General features: G+C 58.2%; 17 protein-coding genes and 1 riboswitch. Of the genes, 2 read left to right on the top strand and 15 right to left on the bottom strand.

Annotation, left to right across the window (positions count from 1 at the left end; genetic code table 11):
- Positions 1 to 239: 239 nt before the first annotated feature.
- The 4 genes from rpsA to ACR0DJ_RS13870 form a co-directional block, all read right to left on the bottom strand.
- A complete protein-coding gene (gene rpsA, locus ACR0DJ_RS13885; protein WP_170344924.1) occupies positions 240 to 1,916 on the bottom strand; it encodes a 30S ribosomal protein S1 in 1,677 nt (558 codons plus the stop codon).
- Positions 1,917 to 2,148: 232 nt separating this feature from the next.
- Positions 2,149 to 2,424, bottom strand: a complete 276-nt coding sequence (locus ACR0DJ_RS13880) for a DUF6525 family protein (RefSeq protein WP_302476904.1) — start codon at positions 2,422 to 2,424, stop codon at positions 2,149 to 2,151.
- A 170-nt stretch (positions 2,425 to 2,594) separates the two neighbouring features.
- On the bottom strand, positions 2,595 to 4,280 hold the full coding sequence (locus ACR0DJ_RS13875) for a tryptophan halogenase family protein (protein WP_170344922.1): 1,686 nt from the start codon (positions 4,278 to 4,280) through the stop codon (positions 2,595 to 2,597).
- Positions 4,281 to 4,488: 208 nt separating this feature from the next.
- Positions 4,489 to 5,025 carry a hypothetical protein gene (locus ACR0DJ_RS13870; protein ID WP_170344921.1) on the bottom strand — a complete coding sequence of 179 codons (537 nt, stop codon included), beginning with the start codon at positions 5,023 to 5,025 and terminating at the stop codon, positions 4,489 to 4,491.
- Positions 5,026 to 5,242: 217 nt separating this feature from the next.
- On the opposite strand from ACR0DJ_RS13870, the gene ACR0DJ_RS13865 reads away from it, so the two are divergent.
- Positions 5,243 to 5,719: a YHS domain-containing (seleno)protein gene (locus tag ACR0DJ_RS13865; RefSeq protein WP_257600182.1), complete on the top strand. Its 477-nt coding sequence runs from the start codon at positions 5,243 to 5,245 to the stop codon at positions 5,717 to 5,719.
- 23 nt (positions 5,720 to 5,742) lie between these two features.
- Here ACR0DJ_RS13865 and cmk read toward each other — a convergent pair whose 3' ends face one another.
- From cmk to miaB, 10 genes are all read right to left on the bottom strand, one after another.
- Positions 5,743 to 6,360 carry a (d)CMP kinase gene (gene cmk, locus ACR0DJ_RS13860; RefSeq protein ID WP_480685330.1) on the bottom strand — a complete coding sequence of 206 codons (618 nt, stop codon included), beginning with the start codon at positions 6,358 to 6,360 and terminating at the stop codon, positions 5,743 to 5,745.
- Entirely contained in the window at positions 6,357 to 7,703 is a 1,347-nt protein-coding gene (gene aroA / locus ACR0DJ_RS13855) for a 3-phosphoshikimate 1-carboxyvinyltransferase (RefSeq protein WP_480685329.1), read from the bottom strand. Before aroA ends, cmk begins: the two co-directional genes overlap by 4 nt.
- A gap of 68 nt (positions 7,704 to 7,771) precedes the next feature.
- Positions 7,772 to 8,482: a tRNA (guanosine(46)-N7)-methyltransferase TrmB gene (gene trmB, locus ACR0DJ_RS13850; protein ID WP_480685328.1), complete on the bottom strand. Its 711-nt coding sequence runs from the start codon at positions 8,480 to 8,482 to the stop codon at positions 7,772 to 7,774.
- A gap of 97 nt (positions 8,483 to 8,579) precedes the next feature.
- Positions 8,580 to 9,761 (bottom strand): methionine adenosyltransferase, encoded by a 1,182-nt coding sequence (gene metK / locus ACR0DJ_RS13845; RefSeq protein ID WP_170344916.1) that lies wholly within the window; start codon positions 9,759 to 9,761, stop codon positions 8,580 to 8,582.
- 5 nt (positions 9,762 to 9,766) lie between these two features.
- A riboswitch (SAM-SAH riboswitch) is annotated at positions 9,767 to 9,816 on the bottom strand.
- A gap of 41 nt (positions 9,817 to 9,857) precedes the next feature.
- Positions 9,858 to 11,363, bottom strand: a complete 1,506-nt coding sequence (gene lnt / locus ACR0DJ_RS13840) for an apolipoprotein N-acyltransferase (RefSeq protein WP_480685327.1) — start codon at positions 11,361 to 11,363, stop codon at positions 9,858 to 9,860.
- Positions 11,360 to 12,247, bottom strand: coding sequence for a hemolysin family protein (locus ACR0DJ_RS13835; protein WP_480685326.1), 888 nt, complete (start codon positions 12,245 to 12,247; stop codon positions 11,360 to 11,362). The genes lnt and ACR0DJ_RS13835 overlap by 4 nt, the downstream gene beginning before the upstream one ends.
- A 36-nt stretch (positions 12,248 to 12,283) precedes the next feature.
- Positions 12,284 to 12,778 carry an rRNA maturation RNase YbeY gene (ybeY, locus tag ACR0DJ_RS13830; protein WP_480685325.1) on the bottom strand — a complete coding sequence of 165 codons (495 nt, stop codon included), beginning with the start codon at positions 12,776 to 12,778 and terminating at the stop codon, positions 12,284 to 12,286.
- A gap of 36 nt (positions 12,779 to 12,814) precedes the next feature.
- Positions 12,815 to 13,837, bottom strand: coding sequence for a PhoH family protein (locus tag ACR0DJ_RS13825; RefSeq protein ID WP_425079829.1), 1,023 nt, complete (start codon positions 13,835 to 13,837; stop codon positions 12,815 to 12,817).
- 136 nt (positions 13,838 to 13,973) lie between these two features.
- Positions 13,974 to 14,687: an outer membrane protein gene (locus tag ACR0DJ_RS13820; RefSeq protein WP_480686282.1), complete on the bottom strand. Its 714-nt coding sequence runs from the start codon at positions 14,685 to 14,687 to the stop codon at positions 13,974 to 13,976.
- A 224-nt stretch (positions 14,688 to 14,911) separates the two neighbouring features.
- Complete coding sequence (gene miaB, locus ACR0DJ_RS13815) at positions 14,912 to 16,231, bottom strand: tRNA (N6-isopentenyl adenosine(37)-C2)-methylthiotransferase MiaB (RefSeq protein WP_170344911.1); 1,320 nt, start codon at positions 16,229 to 16,231, stop codon at positions 14,912 to 14,914.
- A gap of 123 nt (positions 16,232 to 16,354) precedes the next feature.
- Here miaB and ACR0DJ_RS13810 point away from each other — a divergent pair, with 123 nt between their 5' ends.
- Positions 16,355 to 17,218 (top strand): hypothetical protein, encoded by an 864-nt coding sequence (locus tag ACR0DJ_RS13810; protein ID WP_480685323.1) that lies wholly within the window; start codon positions 16,355 to 16,357, stop codon positions 17,216 to 17,218.
- Here the strand turns inward: ACR0DJ_RS13810 and ACR0DJ_RS13805 are convergent.
- On the bottom strand, positions 17,201 to 18,022 hold the full coding sequence (locus ACR0DJ_RS13805; protein WP_480685321.1) for a phytanoyl-CoA dioxygenase family protein: 822 nt from the start codon (positions 18,020 to 18,022) through the stop codon (positions 17,201 to 17,203). The two genes, ACR0DJ_RS13810 and ACR0DJ_RS13805, sit on opposite strands and share 18 nt — an antisense overlap.
- Between the last annotated feature and the right edge of the window lie 59 nt (positions 18,023 to 18,081).

Here is an 18,081-nt window from a genome sequence, read left to right as displayed (position 1 = left end):
AGGTCTACTGTTTTGACAGTATAGGAAAAAACCCGGAAGGGGGGAACGGATACTCTGAGTTTTGAGGCTTTATTTTGCCACATTCTCGCGCGAAATTTTACCTGTCAGGCCAATTTCCACACTTAATGCGCGAGCAATACCACGAACAAGCCGATGAATCGGAACATATTGATTCGCAACAAAAACGGCCCCGCGCGGGTGCGCGAGGCCGTAATTCTTGTTCGGGATTGGACCCGAACTTAGTCGCCGGATTTCAGCGCTGCACCCAGGATATCGCCCAGCGATGCGCCCGAATCGGAGGAACCGTACTGTTCCACGGCCTCTTTCTCTTCGGCGATCTCGCGCGCCTTGATCGACAGGCCCAGACGACGGGTCTTGCTGTCGACGTTGGTGACGCGGACGTCGACCTTGTCACCGACCGAGAAACGCTCGGGGCGCTGTTCGGCACGGTCACGCGACAGGTCCGAACGACGGATGAACGACTTCATGCCTTCGTATTCGACCTCGATGCCGCCATCTTCGATCGCGGTGACTTCGACGGTGATGACCGAGCCACGCTTCACGCCGCCCACGGCTTCGGCGAACTTGTCACCGCCCAGGGCTTTGATCGACAGCGAGATACGCTCTTTTTCAACGTCAACTTCCGAGACGACCGCCTGAACGACGTCGCCCTTGCGGTAGTTCTGGATGGCATCCTCGCCACGCTCGTCCCAGGACAGGTCGGACAGGTGAACCATGCCGTCGATGTCGCCTTCGAGGCCGATGAACAGACCGAATTCGGTGATGTTCTTGACTTCGCCTTCGACCTCGGTGCCCTCGGGGTGTGTTTCTGCAAACACTTCCCATGGGTTGCGCTGAGTCTGCTTCAGGCCCAGAGACACGCGACGCTTGGCGCCGTCGATTTCCAGAACCATGACGTCGACTTCCTGGCTGGTCGAAACGATCTTGCCGGGGTGGACGTTTTTCTTGGTCCAGGACATCTCGGACACGTGCACCAGACCTTCGACACCGGCTTCCAACTCGACGAACGCGCCGTAGTCGGTGATGTTGGTGACGCGACCCTGATGGACCGAGCCCAGCGGGTACTTGGCCGCAACCAGATCCCACGGATCTTCCTGCAACTGCTTCATGCCCAGGCTGATGCGGTGGGTCTCTTTGTTGATCTTGATGACCTGAACCTTGATGGTTTCGCCGATCGACAGGATCTCGGATGGGTGGTTCACACGGCGCCATGCCATGTCGGTGACGTGCAGCAGGCCGTCAACGCCGCCCAGGTCAACAAATGCGCCGTATTCGGTGATGTTCTTGACGACACCCTCGACGGTCTGACCTTCGGACAGGTTGCCGATGACTTCCGCACGCTGTTCGGCACGCGATTCTTCCAGGATTGCGCGACGCGACACAACGATGTTGCCACGGCGACGGTCCATTTTCAGAATCTGGAACGGCTGCTTCAGACCCATCAGCGGGCCGGCGTCGCGCACGGGGCGCACGTCAACCTGGCTGCCGGGCAGGAATGCAACTGCGCCACCCAGATCAACGGTGAAACCACCTTTGACGCGACCAAAGATTGCACCTTCGACGCGCTGGTCGTCGGCATATGCTTTTTCCAGACGGTCCCATGCCTCTTCACGGCGGGCCATCTCGCGCGAGATGACGGCTTCGCCACGGGCGTTTTCTGCGGCGCGCAGGTATACTTCGACCTCGTCGCCAACAGCGATTTCAGGGGCTTCGCCGGGATTTGCGAATTCTTTCAGATCAACGCGGCCTTCCATTTTGTAGCCGACGTCGATGATGGCCTGGCCGGCTTCGATCGCCAGAACCTTGCCTTTGACAACAGAACCCTCTTCGGGCGTGTCCATTTCGAAGCTTTCATTCAGGAGGGCTTCGAATTCCTCCATGGATGCGTTAGCCATGTGGCGTTGTTTTCCTTTACAATACGTTTTTGCTGGCCGAGCGGTTGTCTCCGCCGGTCTTGTTTCATGATGTCTTCAGGCGTGATCCGGTGCGCCCCTGAGCAAACAAACACAAAGGGCCGAGGTAACCCGGCCCTGCTCAGAAACGTCATCCGGACGTTGACCGCCCGTGTATCGACAGCGCGTCGTATAGGCGGATTTCCCGGTATGTGCAAGGGCAAAGCCCATATTTTCAAGGTTTGGCGGCCCTGTGCCCAGGCGCGTTGCCGGTTTTGAAACTCCAAACCCCGGCATCGCGCCGCAGCATGGCCTGTTCGATTGCGTCCAATCGCATCAACGCTGCGGAAGGGTTGCGCGCACCCCCAGCCCGGTTCCAGATTTTCTGCGCAGAAACGGGGCTCCACGGCAAGCTTGCCGAGGCCAACCACTGGCGCAGCCCTGACGGCAGAGAGTCGTAAGCCTGCATAGGCGATGCCTTTCGTCTCCGACGTTTGAGGGTGCTCCGCAAGTTCCGCCCCCTTGTTTGCCCTTGTTTCTTCTGTTGTCGCAATACGGCCGCCTTTCGCAGTTTATATGTAATTACATTACACATCGACAAAGCAGGCGGAAGCAAAAAAGACGGGGAGTTTACGCCCCGCCTTTCCTGCAAACACTCCCTGCGCAACGGGCAGGAAGCATTCAGAACAGTTGCAGATCCTTTTTGCCGCTTTGAATTTCAGCAAAGTTCGGCATGTTTTCGATGACAACAGGGGCTGGCGCCGTGCCCGGCATCGCCACTGTCGGTTTCATTGCCGCGGCCATTCCAAAGGCAGGTTGCTCAAGCTCCCCCCGGATATCGCGCAACAGTGTTTTGTGATCCGGCATCGACTTGATGATTTTCGCCAGATCCATTTTCGCGTTCTTCATGCCCTGGAACCAGATCGGTTTCTTCAACGGTCGAAGTCGATCACGGATGCCTGAACCATAGCCGGTATCATAGACCTGTTTGCCCAACAGAACGGTTTGATAAACGCGGCTGTCAAACAATGTGGCGAACTCGATATCGTGGTCCATCGGCAGGCGATACTGCCACAATTCAAGATTTTCGGCCAACCGATCCGGTATCTTCATCTCGGTGCGCGCATCGATCCAGTATTGGTCATCGGTACGGTTGCCCAACCGATAGTGCAAACAGATGAATTCCAGAACCTCGTTATAGAGCTTGTCCATCTGCCGATTGTATCTGTCCCTCAGCGAAGGCTCGATGTCTCGCGTAGGCAAATGCTCGGCGAACCAGCGGATCGCATGGTCAATCATATGGATCGCCGTGCTTTCCAGCGGTTCAATGAACCCGCCGGACAGGCCTATGGCCACGCAATTCTTGACCCAGGCATTGCGCACGCGACCGACGCGCATCGGGATCACGCGCGGTGTCAAACCCTTGCCGCTGTCACCCAGCCATTCAAGGTATTCGTCCGCGGCCTGATCATCCGTGCGGTGTGCCGACGAATAGACATATCCTGTGCCCACGCGGTTAAAAAGCGGTACGCGCCATGTCCAACCTGCGCCCAAGGCAGTGGATCTTGTGGCGCTTTCGATCTTGTCAGGATCCGGATGTTCGATCTGCAACGCCATGGCCCGATCATTGGGCAAGTAGTCAGAGTAATCCAAAAATGGCTCACCGAGTGCCTTGTTGATGATCAGCCCGCGAAACCCGGTGCAATCCACGACCATCTCAATGTCATGGCGGCCTTTTGCCTCGAGCATGAGATGACTGACATTGCCCTGTTCATCCAACTCAACCGTTTGCACCTCATCCCGGATATGCTCCACTCCGCGCTTCGTGCAGACCCTGGTCAGCATGCCTGCGAACTTTACGGCATCCAGGTGATAGGCATACCCAAACCGTTGCTCGAATTCCGGCTGGCCCAACGGACGCGCGCCTTTGCACAAACGGGCCAGATCATCATGCGGTGATATGGACTGCGTGAAATCCCTGTCGCCATTGCCGAAGCGCAGGTAATACTCGGCGGCCTCCAGCCCCTCAAGCATCTGGCCGTGCGCAAAGGGATTCATGTAATCGATGCGATTGCCCTTGGCGTCATTGTTCCAGTTGCAGAATTTCACACCCAGCTTGAAGGACGCGTTGGTCTCGCGGAAGAAACTCCGCTCTGAAATGCCCGCCTGACGCAGCGTGACAGGCATGCGCGGAACCGTAGCTTCACCCACCCCCACGGTCGAGATATTCGGGCTTTCGATCAGGCATATTTTCGGTCGATCCTTGGGCGCTGACGTGCGGGAAAATACCATGTCCAGGATCAGCGCGGTCATCCATCCAGCCGTACCGCCACCCACGATGGTGATTTTGTTCAAACGATTGTTCATGTAGTTTTGTCCCTGTTGGCTTGGGAATTTTTTGCTGCGCCCCCGTTTTATGTGCGGGTTGTGTCGCAGCTTTCCCTTTTCGCTGGGAAGAAACTATAACAGCTTTCCCGAATCCATCTAGGGCCTATGACGAACCGGACTGAAGACCCGGCCGTGCAACGACGGCCAGTCCGCTGGCGTCACGCCAATCCCAGATTCACGGTGCCGCTCAGATCTCTTCGCCTTTCTTCAGCAGCTCTTCAATCAGCTCTCGTTGCAGATCGGTGCTGTCGCCGCCTCCGAACTCTGCCGCGCCGCCGGAATACAGGGTGCCATATGTCCTGGCGATGTTCACAGTCTGGGCCAGCCCCGAGATCAACTGGTCTTTTTCCAACAGGGACAACGGGTGGATAAACGCAGCCCACAAGGTGCCATTGGCGATCGCGTACCGGGCATCCAGCGTGCTGTCGAAATTGGCCTGCATCATTCGGATCAAGTCTTCCTCCGACAGGGCCTCGGCGCTGCGGATCGGGACCATGGCCCGCATCCGATCCGCATTGGTGTCGGTGATGACCAAGACCTGCACCCCTGCAATCGTCAATTGAAACCCGGGGCCGCTCGGCTCTGCTTCGGGGTCAAGCGCAAAAAGAATGTTGCCCAGCCGTTCATACGTCATCGGCGGCTCAGCTTCGGGTGGGCTTTGCACGGGCTCTTGCGCGGCAAGGCTTCGGGCAATGAAAACAAGAATGAGGGCTAATCGGATCATGATGACACTCCTGAGGGCATTCTTTCAGCATAGGTACCGAAAACCACACTGACCAAACAAAGCTTGGTGAATGCGCCTTCCCTCAATTCAGATACCTGTACGATCTGCAATATCTGATGGGCTATCTGCGATTACACGTACAACTTTCATCCCCTAACTATGTTTCACCGGTCGACGATCCGATCGACCCGAACCCAGAACCAAAAGGAAACGTGTAATGAAAACCATCGTCTTCACCGCCCTGGCAGCTGCTATCGCCCTGTCCACTCCGGCTTTTGCCGCCGACGAAATCAACGTGTCGAACGGCATCTCGGCCGCAGGCGCCCCGCTTGCCGCACATGGGGTCGATCTGGTTGCATTGGTCAATGATGGCAACCCGGTCGAAGGCTTCGCCACCCACACGGCGACCTATGATGGCGCATCCTATTACTTCACCACCGCCGCCAACCTCGAAGCGTTCGAAGCAAACCCGGAGGCCTACCTGCCGCAGCATGGTGGGTTCTGTTCATTCGGCGTATCGGTCGGCAAGAAGTTCGACGGTGACCCGGATCAGTACCTGGTAGCAGATGGAAAACTGTACCTGTTCCTGAACGCAGAAACCCGCGCGGCCTTCCTGAAAGACGTTCCCGCCACCGCAAAAACGGCGGATGAACAGTGGGCAAACATCAAAAGCATCGCCGTTGGCGAGCTGTAAATTCTGCCCCCCTGCCTGCGACGTCAGCGCGTCGTGGGCAGTTTCGCGCTGATGATTTCAAGCGCTTTGGCCAATGCAGCCTCGATGCTGAGGTCTGTTGTATCCAGTTGCACTGCATCCTCAGCTGGCTTCATCGGCGCAGCGCTGCGCTCTGCGTCCCGCGCATCCCGCTCTTTGACATCTGCCAGAACCTGTTCGCGCGTCACGTCAGCCCCTTTTGCGCTAAGCTCCAGAAACCGGCGTTCGGCTCGCACCTCCGGGCTGGCCGTTACAAACAGCTTCACCTCGGCATTGGGACAAATCACCGTCCCGATGTCGCGCCCATCCAAGACCGCCCCGCCTGACCTTCGGGCAAAGGCGCGCTGAAAATCCACCAAGGCAGCGCGAACCTCGGGGATCACCGCCACTTTGGAGGCGGCCTGCGCGATTTCAGCCGTGCGCAGATCACCCTGCTCAAGCTCTTCGGCGGTCAGGGCCTGCGCAGCTTCAAGCGCACCAAACCCTTCGAGGGTACGCCGCCCGACGGCGCGATACAGCAAGCCGGTGTCCAGATGCGCAAACCCGAAATGCGCCGCCACGGCTTTGGAGATCGTGCCCTTGCCCGCAGCCGCAGGTCCGTCAATCGCGACAGTGAAGCTCACCTGCGCTCTACCTTTGCACCAAGCGACGCCATCAACGGCTCAAAAATCGGGAAGGAGGTCGCGATCGGGCCGCCATCATCCACGCTTACCGGGTTCTGCGCGCCCATGCCCATCACCATGAAGGACATGGCAATGCGGTGATCCAGGAAGCTTTCGCACGTCCCGCCACCCGGAACCTTGCCGATACCCAACCCTTCGACCGACCACCAGTCGTCACCCTCGTTGACCGTGACGCCGTTGGCGCGCAGACCGCGTGCCATGGCGTCGATGCGGTCGCTTTCCTTCACTCGGAGTTCCTTCACTCCGCCCATCATCGTCGTGCCCATGGCGTTTGCGGCAACCACTGACAAAACGGGATATTCGTCGATCATCGAGGCCGCGCGTTCAGGCGGCACGTCAATGCCCTTCATGTTTGGCGAGTATTTCGCGCGCAGATCGGCAACCGGCTCGCCGCCCTCTTCGCGTTCGTTTTCATAGGTCAGGTCGGCACCCATCTCGCGCAGCGTCGTGAACAGGCCCGCGCGCGTGGGGTTCAGGCCGATACCCGGCACCAGAACGTCCGAACCGGGCGTGATCAGCGCCGCACAAACCGGGAAGGCCGCGCTGGACGGGTCGCGTGGAACGGCGATGACCTGCGGCTTCAATTCGGGGCGCCCCGTCAAAGTGATGACCCGGCCTTCATCGGTGTCTTCCACCGTGATTTCGGCACCGAACCCGGACAACATCCGCTCGGAATGATCGCGGGTCGCCTCTTTCTCGATAACCACGGTTTTACCGGGGGCATTCAGCCCCGCCAGCAGGACGGCGGATTTCACCTGGGCCGAGGGCACCGGAACTTCGTACCGGACCGGAGTCGGGTCTGCCGCACCGACGATCGTCATTGGCAAACGTCCCCCCGAGCGGCCCACGGCCTGCGCACCAAACAACGCAAGCGGATCCGTTACCCGCGCCATGGGACGCTTGTTCAGGCTGGAATCCCCGGTAAACGTTGCCACAATCGGCGAGGTCGCCATGGCACCCATGATCAGTCGCACCCCGGTGCCGGAATTGCCGCAGTCAATCACCTGATCCGGTTCGGCAAACCCGCCGACACCCACGCCGTGCACGGTCCATTCGCCGCCGCCATGATCTGTGACTTCTGCCCCGAATGCCCGCATTGCCTTTGCGGTGTCCAAGACGTCCTCACCTTCGAGCAACCCCGAGATCCTGGTCTCGCCCACGGCCATCGCACCAAGGATCAGTGACCGGTGCGAAATCGACTTGTCGCCCGGCACCTCTGCCGTGCCGGTCAGCGGGCCGCAGGGATGCGAAGTCATCGGGATGGGCGTTCCGTGTCCGGACATGGGGGCTCCTTTTGCGCTATCAGTGCTCAAGCCGATTAGCGAATTGGCACCGGTTGGTCCAGCGGCAATCAGTCTTTGCGGCGGAAGGTCAGGTAATGGGGCGTGCGACCTTCACGCAAGGCCTTCTGCTCGTAGCGTGTGGAAATCCAGTCGTCCCACGGCTCGCGCCAATCTGCGGGGCGTTCGGCCAGCCACTCGAACCCGGCGCGGGGGACTTCCTCCAGTGTCTGCCGCACATAGTCGGGGATGTCCGTGGCGACCCGGAAGATCGATCCGGGCTTCAGGACCTTCGCCAACGGTTCAAGATGTTCCGGTGTCACGAAACGGCGACGGTGATGCCGGGTTTTGGGCCACGGGTCAGGATACAGAAGGAAGGCGCGCGATATACTGGCCTCTGGCAGCACGTCGAACAGGTCACGGGCATCGCCGGGATGTACAGCAAGATTCTCAACCCCCGCCTGCCGGATTTTGCCCAGCAGCATGGCAACGCCGTTGATATAGGGCTCGGCCCCGATGATGCCGATGTCGGGGTTGCTTTGCGCCTGATGAACCAGATGTTCGCCACCGCCAAAGCCGACTTCCAGCCAGACCGGCTTGCCGCCGAACAGCTTGTTCAGGTCCAACGGTCTGCGTTCAGGGTTTGTTTCCCAATCCACCGCGCCGGGCGACAAAGCCGCCAGATCTTCGTTCAGATAGGTCTTTTGGCTGGGCTTCAGGGTCTTGCCCTTAAAGCGGCCATAGAAGTTTCTGCGCGGGCGTTGTGGGGTCTCGGTGCTCATGGCGGTCGCCATACTGCGGGCCAGAGAACGTTGCAAGGGCGCGCGGTCCACACGAGGAAAAAGCGCGCCCTGAAAGGCGCGCTTTGTGTTGTTCAGATCAGACTGCGGATTTCAACGCATCGACCAGATCGGTGCGTTCCCAGCTGAACCCCCCATCATCGCTCGGCTGACGACCAAAGTGGCCGTAGGCAGCAGTGCGCTGATAGATTGGCTTGTTCAGTTGCAGATGCTGGCGAATGCCGCGCGGCGTCAGATCCATGACCTCACCCACGGCTTTCTCGATAGCCGCATCCGCCAGTTGGCCGGTACCATGCGTGTCGGCATAGATCGACAGCGGCTTGGACACACCAATCGCATAGCTCAGCTGAATCGTGCAGCGCTCGGCCATGCCGGCCGCCACGACGTTTTTGGCCAGGTATCGTGCTGCGTAAGCTGCCGAACGGTCAACCTTGGTCGGGTCTTTGCCCGAGAACGCGCCGCCGCCATGCGGGGCCGCGCCGCCATAGGTATCCACGATGATCTTGCGCCCGGTCAGGCCCGCGTCACCATCCGGTCCGCCAATAACGAACTTGCCGGTCGGGTTGACGTGCCATTCGGTTTCTGCCGACAGCCAGCCGTCGGGCAGGGTTTCACGGATGTAAGGTTCTACGATGGCGCGGATATCATCAGAAGACAGCGCTTCATCCAGATGCTGCGTAGAAAGAACGATCGAGCTGACACCAACCGGTTTGCCATCCTGATAAACGACCGACAACTGCGACTTTGCATCGGGGCCCAAAGCAGGTTCGGTGCCGTTCTTGCGTACTTCCGCCAGACGCCGCAGGATAGCGTGCGAATACTGGATCGGTGCAGGCATCAGCGCCGGAGTTTCAGTCGTGGCATAACCAAACATGATGCCCTGGTCGCCGGCACCTTCGTCCTTGTCATCCGCCGCATCAACGCCCTGAGCGATATGGGCGGATTGTTCGTGCAGCAGGTTGGTTACTTCGACGGTTTCGTGGTGAAACTTGTCCTGCTCGTAACCGATGTCTTTCACACAATCACGAGCGATCTGTTCGATGCGCCCCATGTAGTCGTGCAGCTTGTCTTGATCAGACAGGCCTACTTCGCCACCGATCACAACCCGGTTGGTTGTTGCAAAGGTTTCGCAGGCCACACGGGCTTCTGGTTCTTCGTTGAGAAATGCATCAAGGACAGCATCCGAGATACGGTCGCAGACCTTGTCAGGATGCCCTTCGGAAACGGATTCCGAAGTAAATGTATAGTTCTGTCGGGACATAAATGCGCTCCATTAGGGGTTTCTCCGCCACGCCAGGAAGCCGTTGTGACAGGTCACAGACGCATACGCGCGCTTCAAGATGGGGTCAATCTCTAATTATTTGGTCAGGCGACGGATGTTGAACCACGCCAGTGCAGCAAGAAACAATAGCGCAGCAAGAACGGGGCTGTCCCCGATGCGGGAATAAACTGTTGGCCGTTGTGGCTGCGGCAGGATCACATCCACGTATCCCGCCTCGCCCAAAGCCAATGAGGCCGTGACCTGACCCAGCGGGTCAATCATGGCCGATATGCCGGTATTGGCCGAACGGATCATCGGCAGACCCTGCTCAATCGCCCTCATCCGGGCCTGCGCCAGATGCTGAAACGGTCCGGAACGCGTTCCGAACCATGCGTCATTGGTGATCTGCAACAGAAAGTCTGCCCGGCCCGGCGCACCGTTCACATCCTGCGGGAACACGGCTTCGTAACAGATCAGAGGCAACGCCTTTCCCAATTCGCCAAGGTCCAAAAGATCAGGCCCCGGCCCCGCGCTGAATCCATGCCCCGTCGTGGCCGCCATCCCATAAATCCCAAAACGGCCCATCAACTCGCCAAAAGGCACATATTCCCCAAAAGGGGCCAGATGGTGTTTGTCATACAGACCGCCCTGCTGCCCGGCTTCATCCAGATAGACCATCGAGTTGAAGATCCTCGGGCCGTCTCCGCGCTGGATCCCCAAAACCACGGGCGTCCCCTGAGCTGCATCCGCGATGGCCGTCAAATACGGTTGTGCGCTGCCCAGCCAGGCTGGAACTGAGGTCTCGGGCCAGACGATCAGGTCCGGTCCGGGCAAAGCGGCTGAATACTCAATCTGACGGGCGAAAAACAAGGGCGCAAAAGCCGGGTCCCACTTTTGGTGCTGCGGCGCGTTGGGCTGAACAACACGAACTGTGTGCGGGCTGTCCTGAACCGTTGGCCGCATCGACCCATAGCCAATCGCCAGCACCGCCGCCGCAACCGCAAATCCCAGTGGCCGGACCAGTGCACGCACGCGTCTTTCCTGAACCATTGCCGCCCCTATCGGAAACGCCACGGCAAATGTCAGCGCATTCAAGCCATATGGCCCCACCAGAGACAGCACTTGCGCCACGGGCGTATTCACCCAGATTTGCGCCACTCCGCCCCAGGGGAATCCGGTCAGCACATATCCCCGTGCCAGTTCGGCCAGCGACAGCGTTGCGATCAGCAAAACGCCTTGCTGCATGGCGGTCGCGCCAACATGCCGCGCCAGTCGAAACGCAACCGCCCAGAACAGGGCGAGCCCGCCGGCCATGAACACCAGCGCGAACGGTGCCATCCAGGCGTGGCGCTCTGCGTCCACTTGAAAGGGCTCGATGATCCAGCTGAGTGCATGTGCAAAATAGCCGGTGGCGAAGAACCAGCCGATCCACCCCGCGCGAGCGCGGGTTTCACTGGCAAGGAAAACCGGAACGATCAAAATCAGCGCAAGAACCGTAGCGCCCCAATACCCATGCGGCGCCTGGCCAAAAGCGCCGACGGCGCCCAGTGCGGCCGCGGCAAAAAATCTCAACGATGACGGCCAGCCCCGGACAGGCGTCATGCAGCCACGTCCGGCAGCATGACGCGCAACCGTTTGATGCGCCGCGGGTCGGCTTCGATCACTTCGAATTCCGGTCCTTCCGGATGGATCACGACCTCACCCCGCGCCGGAACACGCCCGGACAGCATGAACACAAGCCCGCCAAGCGTGTCGATGTCTTCTTCATCCACATCCTCGTGGCTGGTCAGGGATCTGCCGATCTCGGCCTCGAAGTCCTCAAGCGGCACACGTGCCTGCACAACGTAACAGCCCGGCTTTTCCTGCACCCAGAGCTGATCTTCGTCTGCATCGTGTTCGTCCGCGATTTCACCCACGACCTGTTCTATCAGGTCTTCGATCGTCAGCAGCCCGTCGACTCCGCCATACTCATCAATCACCAACGCCATATGGCGACGTTCGGTCTGCATCTTGGTCAGCAGGACCCCGATCGGCATTGAAGGCGGCACGAACAAAAGCGTGCGCAACATGGATTTCAGGTCAAACTTGTCCGCACCGCCATTGAAACCATGGGTCAGTGCGAAATCCTTGAGGTGAACGAAGCCCAACGGCGTATCCAGCGTTCCTTCATAGACCGGGATTCTGGACAACCCACTGTCCCGGAACACGTCGGCCAGTTCATCCTTGGTGATGGTAGAAGGAACCGCGATGATCTCGGCCGTGGGAATGGCCACGTCTTCGACGCGCATCCGGCGCAGGTTCATCATCCCATGAGGCCGAGCGGCCGCTGCGCTCTGCCCATTCATCACCGGGTTTTGCTGAGTCTCATGACCCGAAAACGCATCGAAAATTCGGGAAATAAACCCGCTTTTCTCTTCTGTATCATTGCCGCTGTCCTGAGGTTGCGCGCTTTGCGCTGCCCCAGAACTGCCGTCTGTTTCGCCCATTACCTTGTTCCAACTGATCGGGTCACATGACCCACTTTATACCTTATATGGGTCATCTATACCCAACTTGCCAAGTATCTCGACCTCAATCCCTTCCATCAAAGCGGCATCGGGGTCACGAATGTGATCATATCCCAGCAAATGCAACGTTCCGTGAACAAGCAAATGAATGACGTGATCGTCAATGTCCTTGCCTGCCTCATCGGCCTCTCGCGCACATGTGTCGAAGGAAATCGCAATATCGCCCAAAGGAATTTCACCGGTGAAATCCGGCTTTGGCGGATGCGGCGCTTGCCCGGCTTCGTCCGGGGCCAAATCTTCTGCCGGCCAGCTCAGAACGTTGGTGGCGGTAGGTTTGCCGCGAAACTCGGCGTTCAGTTCCGAAATGCGCGCGTCATCGCATCCCAGAACGCTGACCTCGCAACACTCCGGGTCCAGTTCCGCATGGGACAGGACGGCGGATATCGCCTGCCGCGACAAAGCTTCAAGCCCTTGCCACCGGTCGTCTTCGACAGTGAGTTCCAGATTCATCTTATCGCACAACAGCCCTGTGAATGAGCCTTGCAATCAACTGGTTTCGCGGCCCGCATCCGCCTCATACGCCTCGATGATCGCGGCCACAAGCGGGTGGCGAACCACGTCTTTGGACGTGAAATAGTTGAAGCTGATATTGGGAATCGTTTTCAACAGTCTTTCCGCATCCTGAAGCCCGGACTGGACGCCGCGTGGCAAATCCACCTGAGACCTGTCGCCGGTGATTACCATGCGGCTGCCCTCGCCCAGACGAGTCAGGAACATCTTCATCTGCATGGTCGTGGCGTTCTGTGCTTCGTCCAGCACCACGAACGCATTGGCCAATGTGCGTCCACGCATGAACGCCAGCGGCGCTATTTCGATTCGCTTTTCCTCGATCAGCTTGGCCAGTTGCTTGCCGGGCAGAAAATCATTCAGCGCGTCGTACAGCGGCTGCATGTAGGGATCGACCTTGTCTTTCATGTCACCGGGCAGATAGCCCAGTTTTTCCCCCGCCTCGACCGCCGGACGGCTGAGGATGATTCGATCCACATGTCCGCCAATGAACATCGACACGCCCACGGCGACAGCCAGATAGGTTTTCCCCGTGCCGGCAGGTCCGATGCCAAATGCAAGCTCGTTTTGAAACAGTGACTGCACATAAGCCTTCTGGGCGTCCGTGCGCGGTTCGACCAGTTTCTTGCGGGTTTTGATCTCGACTGAACCGCCCTTGAACATTTCCAGCTGATCGCCGTCTCGGCTGCCGGTCCCCTGTTCCGAACCACCCATCCGCAGTTCCCGGTCCACGTCCGCGGCCTCGACCTCACGCCCGCCTTCCAGCCGCGTGTAAAGCGATTGCAGCACCTCGATAGCCTGCTTCTGAGCTTCCTCATCGCCCATCACGACAAGCTGATTGCCGCGGCGTACGATCTGGACGGAAAGCTTGCTTTCGATGTCGGTCAGATTGCGGTCGTATTCGCCACACAGGTCAATCAACAATCGGTTGTCGGGAAACTCTACAAACGCCTCGCGTTGGGGCATTTCATCTTGCGGTGGGGTCAGGGCACCGATGGCCAATCCGTTCTCCTGTCTTGGCGGTTCACCCCGAGCGTAGCCAACAAATCTCGGTGGGCGCAAGCCACAGTTTCAAAAATAAGCCCACGGATGACAAAAGCGCCGATCACGGTAAAGAAAAATTCATGTCATACGGGCATCAGAAAGTATAGTTCAGCCCGAATCTCAAACCGCCGTATTTCGGTGTCGACTTCGTGGAAAAGCCCGAACCGAATTGAACGTCCTCGGATTTGAACTGGACGTATTCGTATTCGCCGGTGACTGACCAATTGTCGGTCAGCTTGTGTTCGGCACCGATGCTTGCGGTGTATCCGCCCCGCCTGTCCGACGCCGAAAAGCTCTGCACCGAAGTTCCCGATGTGATGCTGTTGGTCGTTTCAACATCGCCCCACAGGTACCCGACGCTGAAAAAGTAGAGAACCCGACCGTTTCGGCTTGTCAGGCCGCTTCGATATTTGAGGGACAAAACGTCAGATATCTCGGCCCCACCCTCGACGTTAGACCCGCCGATCTGGGCCCGTACACTGTCATCCAAGGATCCGAAATCATAACTGACTTCAAAACCATAGACGAAATCACGCCCCCACCTGGAAGGCAGAACACCGCGCCAACCACCGCGAAAGCCACCATAAGTTCCGGACACTTTGAGGTCGCCGACATCAAACAGCCCGGCGGGCGTTCTCAGACCAAATCGATCGTCCCTGCCCGAACCGTAGCCACCAGAAATCCCCAGGTAAAATGCACTGACGTCACTGCTGAATTTCTTGGGGCTAATTACAACTGGATCGGTTGTTTTGCCTTTCAAATCCCCGGCAATCGTCGCGCTGGCAAGTAGAGTGACCGCGGAAGCCACGGGCAAGGTTTTCACCAGGCTCAAGGCCCTGAAGCTCTTCAAGATTGACACTCATACCTCCATCACTCCGACCTTCGGATCGGCGTATAATCGTTTTTTAGACGCAAAAACTGGCGCCCCAAAAAACATGGCTCCTCTCGGAACATAGTTCCAAGCAATAAATCAAGGGTAAATTTTGGAAACAAACACCAACTATGGTGCCTGAACGGCGGAATCTCACCGACTCAGAGCAGTTCGCCCGCCAAAGAGTTGGCGCCTGACTCGGTGATCCGGACCTCTTTCAGATCACCAACGGCAATCTCGGGGCCTTTTACGTGAACCGAGTGAAGATACTCGGATTTTCCGACCATTTGACCAGGCAGACGGCCCGGTTTTTCGAACAAGACGCGGACTGTACGGCCAACCATACCGTCCTGAATTTCCCTTTGATGACGGGTGATAAGGGCCTGAAGACGCTGCAACCGATCATCCGCCGCAGCCGGATCAACCTGAGCCCGCTCGGCCGCAGGTGTTCCCGGGCGTGTGGAGTATTTGAAGGAATAGGCGTAGCCGTATTTGACCTCTTCAACCAAATCCATCGTTGCCTGAAAATCCTCTTCGGTTTCTTCGGGGAAGCCGACGATGAAATCCCCCGACATCACGATATCCGGGCGTGCCGCACGAATGCGCTCGATCAGGCGCAGATAGCTTTCTGCCGTGTGGCTGCGATTCATTCGCTTGAGGATACGGTCCGAGCCCGACTGAACCGGCAGGTGCAGATACGGCATCAGCTTGTCACAGGTGCCATGCGCCTCGATCAGGTCATCGGCCATGTCATTGGGGTGGGACGTGGTGAAACGGATACGTTCCAGCCCGTCAACCTTGTTCAGTTCCCAGATCAACCCGGCCAGGGTCATATCTCCGTCGGGTCCGGCCCCGTGATAGGCGTTGACGTTCTGACCCAACAGCGTGATCTCGCGCACGCCGCGTTCAACCAGATCATGGGCTTCGCGGATGATGCGATCCGCCGGACGGCTGACTTCGGCCCCACGTGTATAAGGCACGACGCAGAAGGCGCAGAACTTGTCGCAGCCTTCCTGAACCGTCAGAAACGCCGTCGGGCCGCGTTTGGCCTTGGGACGGTTCTTCAGCTTTTCGAACTTGTCTTCTTCCGGGAAATCAGTGTCCAGCGCCTTTTCGCCCGCTCGGGTCTTGGCCTCCATCTCGGGCAGACGGTGATAGCTTTGCGGGCCAACGACCAGATCGACCAGCGGCTGGCGGCGCATGATTTCTTCACCTTCGGCCTGTGCAACACATCCCGCCACACCGATTTTCAGGTCAGGCTTTTCGGCCTTCAGCCCCTTGAAGCGACCGAGTTCCGAATACACTTTCTCAGCCGCTTTTTCGCGGATGTGACAGGTGTTCAGCAGAATCATGTCGGCATCGTCAGGCGTTTTGGTTTCGACATAGCCCTGCCCGCCCAGCGCCTCGGACATGCGTTCGCTGTCATAGACATTCATCTGACAGCCATAAGTCTTGATAAACAGCTTTTTCGGTTCGGACATGGGACGGGCCTTTGCATTCGCTGGATCGGCGTCATCTATACGCTTCGAACGCCGCTTGCAATGCGGGCGCATTTACCCGAATTTGGCAGGACTTTCCAGAAAGGCCGGACCAAAAAGCACCCGATGACGTACGATTCCCTCGACCATTTCCTGAAATCGGGACAGGCCGCACTGGCCAAAGGCCCCGTAGCATTGATTTTTGCCGAGGACGAAGTGGAGCTGGCCAGCACGCTGCACCATCATCTGAGGCTGGGCTTCAAATCCGTCATCGTCTTTGCACCGGACGAGTTTCACCTGACAGAAGACCTGTCCGCCAAGGTGCATCGGGTCCGTTTGAAGTGTTTTCCCCGGCTGGTCGTCTTCGAAACCATAAACAGGATCATTCAGGCCGCACCCGGTATCTGGATGTATTATTGCTACAACGCCGAATACCTGTTTTTTCCCTACTGCGAAACGCGCAGCGTCGGCGAGATGCTTGTCTTTCACAGTGAAGAGCGTCGCAATGCGATGCTCAGCTATGTCATCGACCTGTACGCAGAGGATCTCATCGCACATCCCAACGGCGTGGCCCCCGATCAGGCCATGTTCGACAGCGCTGGGTATTATGCCCATACCCGCCACGACTCAAGCGGCCAACCGCTGGACCGTCAGGTGGATCTTTCAGGCGGGTTGCGGTGGCGGTTCGAGGACCACATTCCCTACGAACGTCGCAGGATCGACCGTATCGCAGTGTTCAAGGCGCAAAAGCACCTGGTGCTGAGGCCCGACCACACCTTCAACGAACCGGAATACAATACCTATTCCTGTCCCTGGCATCACAACCTGACGGCCGCCATTTGTTCCTTCCGGGCCGCGAAAGCGCTGAAATCCAATGCAGGGTCAACATTTGACATCCGAAGCTTTCGCTGGCGCAACTCGGTACCGTTTGAATGGCAGTCCCGCCAGTTGCTGGATCTCGGACTGATCGAATCAGGACAGTGGTTCTGAGCCGGCCTGGCGCTGCAACAAAATCGGAAACCAATCCTCGCGCAGGCGCTGCCCCGGCGTCATGTCATGACCGGGAAACGGGGGCGAGGTTCGGCCGGGGCGCTCTACATACCGGGCATCGTCGCCAACCAGCCGCAAGGAAAAGGCGCGGCGACGGCTGTCTGACTGGTTTCCGCGCGCGCCGTGCAGCGTGCGATAGTTGAATGCAACGGCATCGCCGGGCTCCATCTCGAATTCGATGACCTTCATACCTTCGGCATCCGGATCCGGCACGGGGATGTACTGACCTTCATCCGGGAAAAAGCCGTCCTCGGAAACCCAGCGGGTCGGCAGAACCTCTTTCTTCCAACGGTGTGACCCGGCAACACAACGCAGCGTGGCCTGCCTGACCGGATCAAGCGGAGACCAGAAGCTGATCGTCTGCTGCCCCTCGACGAAATAATAGGGACCGTCCTGATGCCATGGTGTCGCCATCGACGTACCGGGTTCCTTGACCAGCACGTGATCGTGAAACATCTGAACGCGTTTCGATTGCATCAGATCCGCGGCGACCTCGGCTGCGGGAGATGTCTCAATCACTTTGCGGAACTGTGGAATCCGGGTCCAGTTGCAATAATCATCAAAGAAACGACCTGTTTCACCGGCCTTCTCGTTTTCGGACGCATACGGACCGGGATCGGCCATATTCGCAGCCACCCCGTCCCGCAACTGATCCACGTAATCGGCAAACAGCCCTTTGACCAGTACGACGCCATCCGCCTGATAAGTGTCGATCATCTGCTGAGAAACAAGAGGGTGTGGCATTGGAAGCTCCTGAAGTTTTTTTGTTTTTGCCGGGAAAAATGTATTCTGTTCAAATCATA

This window comes from Ruegeria sp. BF10, from assembly GCF_056538725.1.
The sequence above is the reverse complement of the archived record's forward strand: the minus strand, read 5'-3'. Positions and strand labels throughout refer to the sequence as shown.